The 11,606-nt window shown below is 64.8% G+C and carries 11 protein-coding genes; 4 read left to right on the top strand and 7 right to left on the bottom strand.

Features of this window, described 5'->3' with window-relative positions; genetic code table 11:
• Positions 1-8: 8 nt before the first annotated feature.
• The 3 genes from ACN0TK_RS10430 to ACN0TK_RS10420 are packed head-to-tail and all read right to left on the bottom strand — an operon-like array spanning position 9 to position 2,872.
• Positions 9-266 carry a UvrB/UvrC motif-containing protein gene (locus tag ACN0TK_RS10430; RefSeq protein ID WP_417309424.1) on the bottom strand — a complete coding sequence of 86 codons (258 nt, stop codon included), beginning with the start codon at positions 264-266 and terminating at the stop codon, positions 9-11.
• Positions 267-269: 3 nt separating this feature from the next.
• A complete protein-coding gene (locus tag ACN0TK_RS10425; RefSeq protein WP_417309423.1) occupies positions 270-1,847 on the bottom strand; it encodes a cisplatin damage response ATP-dependent DNA ligase in 1,578 nt (525 codons plus the stop codon).
• Positions 1,844-2,872, bottom strand: a complete 1,029-nt coding sequence (locus ACN0TK_RS10420) for a ligase-associated DNA damage response exonuclease (protein WP_417309422.1) — start codon at positions 2,870-2,872, stop codon at positions 1,844-1,846. Before ACN0TK_RS10420 ends, ACN0TK_RS10425 begins: the two co-directional genes overlap by 4 nt.
• Before the next feature lie 486 nt (positions 2,873-3,358).
• On the opposite strand from ACN0TK_RS10420, the gene ACN0TK_RS10415 reads away from it, so the two are divergent.
• Positions 3,359-4,369, top strand: coding sequence for an alpha/beta hydrolase (locus ACN0TK_RS10415; protein WP_417309421.1), 1,011 nt, complete (start codon positions 3,359-3,361; stop codon positions 4,367-4,369).
• Between the two features lie 148 nt (positions 4,370-4,517).
• The gene (locus ACN0TK_RS10410; RefSeq protein WP_417309420.1) at positions 4,518-5,111 is read left to right on the top strand and encodes a YbjN domain-containing protein; all 594 of its coding nucleotides are present in this window, start codon (positions 4,518-4,520) and stop codon (positions 5,109-5,111) included.
• A 46-nt stretch (positions 5,112-5,157) separates the two neighbouring features.
• On the opposite strand, the gene ACN0TK_RS10405 is transcribed toward ACN0TK_RS10410, so the two are convergent.
• Together ACN0TK_RS10405 and ACN0TK_RS10400 are read right to left on the bottom strand one after the other, a co-directional pair.
• Complete coding sequence (locus tag ACN0TK_RS10405; protein ID WP_417309419.1) at positions 5,158-8,073, bottom strand: insulinase family protein; 2,916 nt, start codon at positions 8,071-8,073, stop codon at positions 5,158-5,160.
• 105 nt (positions 8,074-8,178) lie between these two features.
• Complete coding sequence (locus tag ACN0TK_RS10400; protein ID WP_417309418.1) at positions 8,179-9,156, bottom strand: aldo/keto reductase; 978 nt, start codon at positions 9,154-9,156, stop codon at positions 8,179-8,181.
• Positions 9,157-9,254: 98 nt separating this feature from the next.
• Between ACN0TK_RS10400 and ACN0TK_RS10395 the strand changes: the two genes are divergently transcribed.
• Complete coding sequence (locus ACN0TK_RS10395) at positions 9,255-9,659, top strand: hypothetical protein (RefSeq protein WP_417309417.1); 405 nt, start codon at positions 9,255-9,257, stop codon at positions 9,657-9,659.
• Positions 9,660-9,715: 56 nt separating this feature from the next.
• On the opposite strand, the gene ACN0TK_RS10390 is transcribed toward ACN0TK_RS10395, so the two are convergent.
• Together ACN0TK_RS10390 and ACN0TK_RS10385 are read right to left on the bottom strand one after the other, a co-directional pair.
• On the bottom strand, positions 9,716-10,201 hold the full coding sequence (locus tag ACN0TK_RS10390; RefSeq protein WP_417309416.1) for a DUF1772 domain-containing protein: 486 nt from the start codon (positions 10,199-10,201) through the stop codon (positions 9,716-9,718).
• Positions 10,202-10,221: 20 nt separating this feature from the next.
• Positions 10,222-10,851 carry an NAD(P)-dependent oxidoreductase gene (locus ACN0TK_RS10385; protein WP_417309415.1) on the bottom strand — a complete coding sequence of 210 codons (630 nt, stop codon included), beginning with the start codon at positions 10,849-10,851 and terminating at the stop codon, positions 10,222-10,224.
• A 74-nt stretch (positions 10,852-10,925) separates the two neighbouring features.
• Here ACN0TK_RS10385 and ACN0TK_RS10380 point away from each other — a divergent pair, with 74 nt between their 5' ends.
• Complete coding sequence (locus tag ACN0TK_RS10380; protein ID WP_417309414.1) at positions 10,926-11,510, top strand: TetR/AcrR family transcriptional regulator; 585 nt, start codon at positions 10,926-10,928, stop codon at positions 11,508-11,510.
• The last annotated feature ends 96 nt before the right edge of the window (positions 11,511-11,606 follow it).

Here is an 11,606-nt window from a genome sequence, read left to right as displayed (position 1 = left end):
CGAAGAAGTCAGGGCCGCCGGCGCGGCCGCGTATTGGTCTTGAGGTCGGGCTTTTTCGGGCGCACCCAGCCCGACGGTGGCGCCACCACCGGCACCTGCGTCCCGAGCCCCATCTCCCCCGGCGGCGGCTTGCGCACCCCGCCATCGGTCATCGCCACGATCTCGTCGCGCAGCTTGGCCGCCGCCTCGTAGTCCTCGCGCGCCACGGCCTCGGCCATCTGCTTTTCCAGCGCCGCGATCCGGCGCTCATTATTGGTTAGCGACATCTGTCAGCTTGCTCCGATGAAAATCTGCATGTCCTCGAGGCTGGCCGCCTCATTGGCCGGCTTGTCCCAGCGGATGCGGTTGATCCGCGGAAACCGCAGCGCCACGCCGGATTTGTGCCGGGTGGAAACCTGCGCGGAATCGAATGCCACTTCAAAGACCAGCTGCTTTTTCACCTCGCGCACCGGCCCGAAGCTTTGCACCGTATTGGCCCGCACCCATTTGTCGAGCTGCTTCAGCTCCTCATCGGTGAAACCGAAATAGGCCTTGCCGATGGGGACGATCTCGTTGCCCTTCCACACCCCGAATGTGTAGTCGGAGTAAAACGACGAGCGCTTGCCGTGCCCGCGCTGCGCATACATCAGCACCGCATCGACGATATTGGGGTCGCGCTTCCATTTGAACCAGTAGCCCTTCGGCCGGCCGGGCACATAGGGCGAGCTGCGCAGCTTCACCATCACCCCTTCATGGCCATGCTCGTCTGCGCCACGCCGGCGGATTTCCGCCAGCTCCTCCCAATCGGTGAAATCGATCACCGGCGACAGGTCGAGCCGCGTCTGCGGGTGCTGGGCGAACCAGGCCTCGAGCCGCTGCCGCCGCTCAGTCCAGCTTAGCTTGCGCACATCCTCGCCCGCATCGAACAGGATATCATAGACCCGGATGAAGGCCGGATAGGCCGTCAGATGCTTGGCCACCGCCACCTTGCGGTTCAGCCGCTGCTGCAGATCGTTGAACGACGCCGGCGCGAAATCTGCGCCGACCAGCAGTTCGCCATCCAGCACCGCGTCCCCGAACACGCTGTCGACGACGTCCGGAAAGGCCGCCGCGATATCGTCGCCGGTACGCGAAAACAGCGACACCTGCCCCTCGGCCGCGATCAGCTGCACCCGGATGCCGTCCCATTTCCATTCCGCCGAAAAATCCTCCGGCGCCAGCTTGGCGAGGTCTTTTTCCTCGTCGATCGGGTTCGAGAGCATCAGCGGATGAAACCGCGCTGCGTGGTCGATATCCGGCCGCGTGGCCTTGCCCTCGAGCCAGGCGAAGAGCTCCGCATAGGGCGGCTTCAGCCCGTTCCAGATTTCTTCGATATCTTGCAGCGGGACGCCGCTCATCTCGCTCAGCGCCGTCTTCGCCAGCCGCGCCGACACGCCGATCCGCAGCGCGCCCGTCGCAAACTTCACCAGCGCCCAGCGCTCGTTGATCGAGGCACGGGTCAAGAGCGCGCCGATCAGCTTGGGCAGTTCGGCCTTGCTGGTCGTGTTGAACAGTTCCACCAGCTGGCTCAGCGATGGAAGCGGTTCTTCGTCGCCGTGATGCGGCCAGATCAGCGCGATCGTCTCGCCCAGATCCCCGACATAATCATAGCTCAGCGCGAACAGATGCGGGTCGACCTCGGCCAGCACCACCTCGCGCAGACCCGCCGGCTTGACGTTGCGAAAGCTCATGCCGCCGGTGAGGATCGCCAGCGCAATCCCCCGATCCGGGTCCGGCGTCGTGCGGAAGTAATTCGCCATCGCCTCGATCTTGCGATTGCGCGACGGCGTCAGCGCCAGCACTTCCATCAATTGCGCAAAGGCTCTCATGCGGCGCTGTCCTCGGCCACGTCCTCCGCTCCGTCGCCACCCTCGCCATCGTCATAGGCCTGGATGCTCAGCGGCTCTGCCTCCAGCCCCTGCTGGCGGCAGTGATAGACCAGCGCATCCTCGCGCCCATGTGTCACCCACACCGTTTCGGCGCCGGTATCGGCAATCGTCGCGCGCAGCTCGTTCCAGTCGGCGTGGTCCGAAATCACCAGCGGAAGTTCCACCCCGCTCTGGCGTGCCCGCTGCTTGACGCTCATCCAGCCAGAGGCCACCGCCAGCACCGGGTCGGGCAGCCGCCGGCTCCAGCGATCCTTGATCGCCGAGGGCGGCGCAATCACCACCTGCCCCATCAGCTCGGCCTTTGCGACGCCCAGCGACGGCCGCAAATCGCCCAGCGCCACCCCCTGGCTCTCATAGAGTTCACACAGCCGGATCATCGCGCCATGGAGGTAAATCGGCGCGTCATATCCGGCATCGCGCAGCAGCGCGATCACCCGCTGGGCCTTGCCCAGCGCATACGACCCGATCACATGCGCGCGCTCGGGATAGCTGGCGACCGAGCGCAGGAAGCGCGCCATCTCGTCGGCGGGGTCGGGATGCTGGAACACCGGCAGCCCGAAGGTCGCCTCGGTCACCAGCAGGTCGCATCTGACCAGCTCGAACGGCTGTGCCGTGCGGTCCACGAGCCGCTTGTAGTCCCCTGTGACGACAATGCGCTGGCCCTTATACTCCAGCAGCACCTGCGCCGAACCCAGGATATGTCCCGCCGGATGCAGGCTGACGGTGACCCCGTCGATCTCACGCTTTTGGCCGAACGGCAGCGGCTCGAACCGCTGCGCACAATCGGCGCCATAGCGAGTCTGCATGATGGCGATCGTGTCGGGTGTCGCCAGGACGCTCCCATGCCCTGCCCGCGCGTGATCGGCATGCCCATGCGTGATGATCGCCCGCTCGCGCGGCACGGGCGGATCGATATAGGCCTCGATCGGGATGACCTTCAGGTCACGGGTGAGAAAGGGTGCCATGCCCCATCATAACGGCCTTTGCGCCCGCCGGTTCAACACGACTTGCCAACAAAAAGCCCGTGATCCTTTCGGACCACGGGCAGTCTGCATGGAGTCCTTTGTCGGCCGCTCGGGGCTACCGCTTCTTAGTGTCCCCATGCCCAGGAAGGGGCACACGCTCCTTCACAGTGTTAGCCGGAGATCTTCTATCGAACGACTCTTTCGAAATGAACTGCCCATCGCGAGCGTCGCGATAGCCAGTCCGCGTTGTAGGAGACTTCTTGCTCATTGCGCAGAACCTTTCTGTTGGCACTCTCAATGGTGGAGTGCTAGCTCGATCACTAAGCCGATTCTTTCGCAGCGAAAACAGTTACTTATGACGACGTTACCATTACTTCACTGAGCGAGTTTCGTTCCTCTGGCCCGAACCCGCGATCATCGACGCACCGGGTTGCCAAAGCCGCACGCGGGCGACACAACCAGTGCACAGCATTGAAGGAATCCATTATGCGCCGCACGCCCCACCCCGCCGGAACCGTCCATCGGCTCACTGTCGAAAGCACGGCGCTGGCCAGCAACCGGCTCGGCGAGCAAGCGGCCCGGCGCGTGGATGTCTATGTCCCGCATGGTCAGGATGGCTCCGATCTGCCGCTGCTTGTCGATCTCGTCGGCTTCACCGGCGGCGGCCCGTCGCACACCAACTGGAAGGGCTTTGAGGAGAATCTGCCCGAGCGCCTCGACCGGCTGATCGGCGAGGGCACTATGGCCCCGGCCGTCGTCGCCTTCCCCGATTGCTTCACCCGGCTCGGCGGCAATCAATATGTCAACAGCACCGTCATGGGCCCCTGGGAACATTTCCTCATTGCCGAGGTGCTGCCGGCGGTCGAAACCCGTTTCGGCTGTGGTGGCGAGGGTCGGCGCGGCATTTTCGGCAAGAGTTCGGGCGGCTTTGGCGCCCTGGTGCACGCCATGCTGCACCCCGATGTGTGGTCTGCCGCAGCGAGCCATTCCGGCGACGCCGGGTTCGAGCTGCTCTATGCCGCCGAATTCCCCAACACGCTGCGTGCCCTCGCCCGCCACGACAGCATCGAGGCCTGGTTCAACCACTTCGAGAAAAAGCACAAGGTCGATGGCAGCGACACCATGGTGCTGCTCATGCTGGCCCAGGCCGCGAGCTACGATCCCGATCCCGACCCGGACACCTTCCTCGGCCTGCGCCTGCCGGTCACCATGGACACCTGCGAACTGATCGAGGAGCGCTGGGCCAACTGGCTGAAATGGGACCCGGCGGTGATGGTCGAAACCCACGCCGAGGCCATCGGCAAGCTCAAGGGCTTCTTCCTCGATTGCGGCACCGAGGACCAGTACAACATCCTTTACGGCACCCGCCGCATCCACAAGACCCTCACGGCCCGCGGCATCGACCACCGCTATGAGGAGTTCTACGACAACCACTCCGGCATCGATTATCGCATGGATACCAGCCTGCCCTATCTGGTCGAGGCACTCTCGAAGTAGCCGGAAGCGAGGCCCCGGGCACGTCCAGTCCCACAAATTGCGATCGGCGGGCGCTGACCCCGCCCGGGGCCGCTTTGCCGCCATCATGTGGCGCGACACCGTCGGCCGCCAATACGTGCCTGGCGCCACGAGACCGAAGAGATTTGCCATGATGAGAAAATTTGCCGCGCTGCTTTTGAGCGCAACCTTCACTCTGTCCGCCGCTCCCGCACTGGCGGACAACCTCGTCGATGGTTCCGACCCTGAACTGATCCGCTCGCTGGTCAGTGGCTTCGGCTCGGCCGTCACCGAGACCGACAGCATTGGCGACCCAAGAATCTTCGCCCGCATCGATGGCACCAAGTACCACGTGTATTTCTACGGCTGCGACGACGACAACAAGCACTGCCGGTCGATCCAGTTCTACGCCGGCTGGAGCGGCGCCGACGTCGCCGTCGATGTGCTGAACGCCTGGAACCGCGACGCCCGCTTCGGCAAGACCTACCTCACCCCTGACGGCACCGTTGCGCTGGAGATGGACGTCAATCTCGACTTCGGCGTCAGCCAGCGCAATTTCGACGATACCGTCGCCTATTGGGACATCGTGCTGCGCGATTTCCGCCAGACCGTCATCGCGGCCGCGCCCGAGGCGAGCGACAGCGCGGACGCAGAACCGTCGGCAATTGCCTCTGAGACGCGCCCGGCCTCGCTCAGCGCATGGGCCTCGGTGGTGCCCTATCTTCTGGGCCGCCTGGCCAGATAGCTGCCGCGCCGATTGCCCACACCGTGTGTGTGGGCAAAGCGCGGTCTCACATCACCTTGGTGAGCTTCAGAAAGTCGCCGCGCTCGGCATTGGCAGCCTTGATCGCCTTTTCCGACCCCAGCACCACCACCTGACCCTGCTCGGCCATCTGGCCGAGCGCATTGGCCAGCGCCTCGAAATCGGCGTCGCTGGTCGCAAGGATTTCGTCGCGCCGCTTCTGCCGTGACTGCTCGGTGTCGCCGGTGAGCTGCCAGATCAGCGAGGTGAACCCTTTGGCGTCGGGCAGCCGATAGGTATCGACCGAACCGATCACCCCGATCACCGAACGCGTCAGGTCCTGCGGGCCGACACCCTTGGCGAGGAACTTCGCCGCCCCGTCATAGACATCCAGCGTCTCGAGCAGGTTCGGATCGCGATAGGAGGTGAAGGCGAAAGTGCCCGAATAGGGGTCGAACCCCGCCGAGCCGCCATAGGCGCCGCCCTGCACCCGCACCTTGTCCCACATGTAGGTGGTGTTCAGATGCTTCACCGCGACCGAGGTCGCGCCGGTCGGCACAAAGCCCAGCGCCTTGAGATTGGCGCCCTTGGCCACGTAGTTGACCTGTCCCGGAAAGGTCAGTCCTTCCGACGTGCCGCTCTGTGCAAAACCCCAGTCGCCATGAGGCGCCCCGCCGGCCGGTAGCCGGTCGAGGAAAGCCGCGAGCTCGGGGCGGAATGCCGCCAGGGACTCGCTGTCGGCCGTCACATTGGCGATCATCCCACGCCGCCCGATCAACAGGCTGCGGATCTCTTCCAGCGCCGCCTGCACCGCCGGCCAGTCCGCGTCGATCTGCTTGGTCAGCGTCTTGAGGAAGTCGTAATGGGTGACGCCGCCCATCATTTCGTTGAGCCAGTCAGCCTCGTTGAACGCCGCGCGCAGCCGCATCGCCACAATGCCATTGCCCATGCCGGCCAGCGAGCTTTCAAAGCCCGCCTTGCTCTCCAGCGCCATCTGCCGGATGCGGTCGCGATTGTCGAGCCGCGCATCGGTCAAGACGTCATGCATGATGTCGAGCATGTCGCCGGTATGGTCGGGCGTCGCCTTGCCGCGCACGAACAGCCACGCCGCCGTGCCCGCGCCGTCATGCCGGCTGGCGATCCAGCGGTTGGCGCCGACGCCACCGGTCGTCCGCCCGATGCGCTGCATCAGCGCCACGAAATCTTCCTGGCTCGTCCCCGTCTGGGTCAGCGCCCGGATGAAGATCGGCAGATAGGGCAACAGCCGCCCGGGCAGCGTTTTCAGGTCGAACCCGAGATCGAGATAGACCACGCCATTGGTCGGCAGGTCATGGGTATAGACCGGCGTCTCTCCGACCGTCTCATGCGCAATCGGAATCGGCCGGTTGGTGCGCGGCAGGTCTTCGAGTTCGAGGCTCGGCACCTTGGCCAGCGCCTCGGGCGTGTCGCCCTCTTCCTGCAGCGCCTTGAGGTGCCGCGTCTGCTCGGCCACCGCGGCAAGACCCTCGGGGTCGAGCGCCTGCTGCGCCGCATCGAGCCGCGCCCGCTCTTCTTCCGCCTCGATCGCGGCCTTTTGGGGATCGGGTTTGAGCAGCACGGTGCTGCGATGCGTATTGTCGAGCAGATGCGTGCGGATCAGCGTTTCGAACACCGGCTCGCCAGCCTCGAGCTTTTGCTTCAGCGCCGCAAGCGGCGCCTCGAACTGCAGCGGCGACAGCGGATCGCCCTCATAGAGCCACGTCCCCAGCGAGCGGAACATCAGCGCGATGCCGCGCGGGAACGATCCGGTATTGTTTTCGCGCAGCGCGAACTCGGCCGAGTTCAGCGCCGCCTCCACCGTCTTGGGGTCGAGCCCGGTCTTGCTCAGATCGTCCAGCGTCTCGATGATCAGCGCCTCGACCTTGTCAGCGTCGGCCCCGTCGATGCCCTTCAGCCCGAAGGTGAAATAGGGCTGCTGCATGCCATCGGCAAAACCCGAGCCGGTCAGCCCTTCGCCCAGCCCGGAATCGATCAGCGCCTTCCTGAGCGGCGCCGCTGGCGTGCCAACCAGAATGGCCTCCAGCACATTCAGCGCCAGCAGCGTGCCCGGATCCTTGATATCGTCAAGCATCCAGTTGACGGTGACCATGGATGTCTTGCCGGCCGCCTCGTCTTCGGTCGCCGCATAGGTCTGCACCAGCTTGCGCGGCGCATCCCAGCGCGGCTGCAGCGCCACATCCGACTTGGGGTCGATCCGCTCGAACTGGCTGAAATAGCCTTCGAGCAGTTCGAGCCGCTTTGCCGGATCGTCATTGCCGTAAAACACCACCCGCGCATTCGACGGATGATAGAAGCGCTCGTGGAAGCCCTTGAAATATTCATAGGTGAGATCGGGAATGGCGCGCGGGTCGCCGCCTGAATCGACGCCATAAGTCGTGTCGGGATAAAGCGACAGCCGGCTGGCCTTGCCCATCACCGCGGCGGGCGAGGAATAGGCGCCCTTCATTTCGTTGAACACCACGCCCTTGTAGACCATCGGCCCCTGCGTGTTGTCGAGTTCGTAGTGCCAGCCCTCCTGGCGGAACGTGTCTTCCGAGATCAGCGGAAACAGCACCGCGTCGAGATAGACATCGACGAGATTGTAGAAATCCTTGAGGTTCTGGCTCGCCACCGGATAGGCGGTCTTGTCCGAAAACGTCATGGCGTTGAGGAAGGTCTGCAGCGAGCCCTTCAACAGCTCGACGAAGGGCTTCTTGACCGGATATTTCCGGCTACCGCACAGCACCGAATGCTCGAGAATATGCGCCACGCCGGTCGAATCCTCCGGCGGCGTCTTGAAGGTGATGCCGAACACCTTGTTCTCGTCTTCGTTGACGAGGCTCAGCACCTCCGCCCCGGTCGCCTTGTGCTGGTAAAGCTTCGCCAGGGAACTGATTTCGTCGATCTGCTCCTCGCGCACGAGTTCGAAGGCGGGATGTTCGGACATGTCAGGACTCTTGGGCGATGGCGGGAACGGCTAATCTAGGAAGCGGTGGCCCCCTATGGAAGGGGCCGGGCGATCACGCCCGGCCCACGCGAACACATGCGCGGCTCAAATCCGGCCGCGGATCGCGGGGCGCACCTTGTCGGCGTACCAGTCCTTGAGCTTGTCCATCAGCGCCGGCTCGATAGGGTCGCGGCCGGCCGCCTCGACATTGCCCTTCAGCTGTTCGGCCCGCGTCACCCCGGCGATGATGGTCGACACCGCAGGCTGTTCGAGAATCCAGCGCAGCGCGAACTGGCTCAGCGGATAGTTTGGCGCCATCTGCTTGAGCTGGTCGGCCAGCTCGACGCCCGTCTTGAACGGCAGGCCCGAGAAGGTCTCGCCAACGTTGAACTTTTCGCCATTGGCGTTGAAGTTCCGGTGGTCGGTCTCGGCGAAGGTCGTGTCCTTGGTCCACTTGCCGCTGAGCAGGCCCGAGGCGAGCGGCAGCCGCACGATGATGCCGACGTTCTTTTCTAGCGCCTGGGGGAACACCTCGTCGATATAGTCCTGCCGGAACAGGTTGAAGATCACCTGCAGCGTCGCGACACCGTCGTGGCGCATGGCCAGCAGCGCCTCTTCGGTGTTTTCGACGCTGGCGCCGTAGTGGCGCATCAGCCCCTCGTCGCGCAGGTCGTCCATGTGATTGAAGATCTCGCCATCGCGCAGCACCTCGGTCGGCACCGTGTGCAATTGCGCCAGGTCCAGCGTCTCGACGCCCAGCCGCTTGATCGATCCGGTCAGGCTCTCCTTCAGCGCCTTGCGGGTGAAGCCGCTGCGCCCCGGAAAGATATCGCCGTTGCGCCCCAGCTTGGTCGCGACGCGCACTCCGGCCTTGTCGTCGAAACCGCCGATCCGGCTTTCCGACTGGCCCATGCCATAAACATCTGCCGTATCCCAAAAATTGACGTCGAGCGACCGCGCCGTCTTCAGAATCGTTCTGGCGGACTCGTCATTGACCGGCCCGAAGCTCTCGCCCAGCTGCCAGGTGCCGAGCCCGATCTCGCTGACGTCATACCCCGTCTTGCCCAGTTTGCGCTGCTGCATGTCTCTCTCCCGTTTTCTGTTTGGCGCATTCATTTCCGGTTCAGTCGCAACACGCAAGTCTTTGCGCATCAGGGGGGCTGAACCTGAGGAGAATTGAAATGGACCGTCGCAACTTCCTGTTTGGCACCGCCGCCGTCGCCGCCAGCACGCTGTTCGCCACAGAATCGCAGGCCGCTCACGGCGGCTGGGTCTATCTGGGTCGCCGCAAGGTGAATGGCTACGAGGATTTCGACCGCATTCGCGTTGGTCGCGGCGAAGGCCGCTTCCGCAAGATCAGGCTGGCCGTCACCGGCAACGATCTGTTCCTGTATGATCTCGACGTGCGCTTCGGCAACGGGCGGAACCAGGACATCCGCGTGCGCCACTTCATCCGTCAGGGTGGCCAGACCCGTGCCATCGATCTCGACGGTAACCGCCGCTTCATCCGCAACGTCCGCTTCCACTACGGCAAGCCCCGCAACGGCCGCGGCGCAACTTTCGTCGAACTCTGGGGCCGGCGCTAAGCGGCCAGTGATTGCGGAGGCGTCGGGCGCCGTTCGGCGGCGCCCGGTCGGCTGCCCTACCCCGCCAGCACGGCACCGGTGGCGAAGAGTGCCGCCGACAGGGTCGACGCGAGCACCCGCACGTGGTTCCACCCGGTCCAGCGCCTCAGATAGACCGGCCAATAGGCCCGCGTTTCCGCCGCCCCGAACGCCATCCGGTCGAGCCGTTCGTTCATCGGCACATTGCCGGCGATGGTGACCGCCATCACCCCGAGCACATAGACAGCCGCTCCGGCGCCGACCGCCAGCGCCATCGCGCCGCCAACGGCAAACGCCGCCAGCACCGACGCCGCGATCGCCACCGGCCCGGTGCCGAGCAGCAGCACCATGAATACCGACCGATAGACCTTGCGATTGATCTGCTGCATCGCTTCGATCCCCGCCACCGGCTGGCTGGCGCCCAGCGAGCGCATCACGAAATCCGAAAAGCTCAGGAACACCCCGCCCACCAGCCCGCTGGCGAGCGACAGGGCGACAAGCCCCGGCACGAATGTCGACATCATCATCTGTCTCCCCTGCGCGCTCAGTGCGACAGCCCGACGGCCCGGCCGAGATAGTGCATGTCGCCCAGCTGTCGGGTCAGGAAACCGGCCACTTCCTCACGCGAAATGGTCAGCCCCAGCCCGCGTCTGGTGGCCGGCACATCCTCGATCAGCGCGCCTTCGGGCGTCTGGTCCGACAGGGCGCTCGGGCGCACGATGGTCCAGTCCAGCCCCGAGGCCCGCACCAGCTGTTCCTGCAACTCGTGGTCGCGGAACACCGGCCGCAGCAGCGCCCCGAACATCACCCGCTTCCAGAAAAAGTTGAGATTACCCCAGCTGTCATGCGCGCCCAGCGTCGATTGTACGATCAGCCGCGGCACGCCCCTTTGCTGCATCGCGGCGATGACATTGAGCGTCCCCACCGAGCGGATCCGGCTTTTGCGGTCCATTCCCGCGCCCAGCGTCACCACGGCCGCATCCTGCCCCGCCATCGCCGCCACAACGGCATCCCGATCCGCGGCATCGCCCGCCAGCAGACGCAGATTGGCATGGCGTAGCGCCAGCGTTTCGGGACGCCGGGCGAAAGCCGTCACTTCGTGCCCGGCCTCGAGCATGGTCTCGACCGCGAGCCGACCGACACTACCGGTGGCGCCAAAAACGATCACGTTCATCATCAGTCTCCTTCCCCAACGAACTTGACACCGTGTCAAGTTGACAGTGCTCCAATCGCATGCTTCTTGACACCATGTCAAGCGAATCCGTCACCACCCGCGCCCGCGCGCTCGATGCCACCGTAAAACTTCTGGAAGATCAGGGGCCTGCCGCCGTCCGCATGGCCGACATCGCCCGCTCTGCCGGCATCAGCCGACAGGCGCTCTATCTGCATTTTCCCAACCGGGCCGATCTGCTGGTGGCCGCGACGCGCCATATCGACCAGCGCAACGACCTCGACGCGCGCCTCGCCCCCAGCCGCGCCGCGACCGGTCCCGCCCGGCTCGACGCCTATATCGCCTTCTGGGCCGATTACCTGCCGCTGATCGCCGGGGTCGGCCGGGCGCTGATCGCCCTCGCGGACACCGACGAGGCCGCCCGCCTCGCCTGGTCCGATCGCATGGCCGCCCATCGCGAAGGCTGTGCCGCCGCCATCGCCGCGCTGCACTCAGCCGGCGCTCTTGCCGCCCACCTCACCGAGTCGAGGGCAACCGACCTGCTCTGGATGCTGCTGCAGCTCGAGAACTGGCTGCATCTCACCAACACCTGTGGCTGGTCCCAGGCAGACTACCTCGCCGTAATGCAGCAATCGGCCCGCGACATGCTGATGAAGGGCTAGCCAACCATCCTGTCATCCCCGGGCGAAGACCCGGAGACCCAGTCGATGCTGCAGATTCAAACGGGACCAGATTCTATCGACCGGGCATGACGAACG

The organism is Devosia sp., from assembly GCF_048261455.1.
Taxonomy (GTDB): domain Bacteria; phylum Pseudomonadota; class Alphaproteobacteria; order Rhizobiales; family Devosiaceae; genus Devosia_A.
Note: the sequence above shows the minus strand (reverse complement) of the source record. Positions and strands in the feature narration are given on the sequence as shown.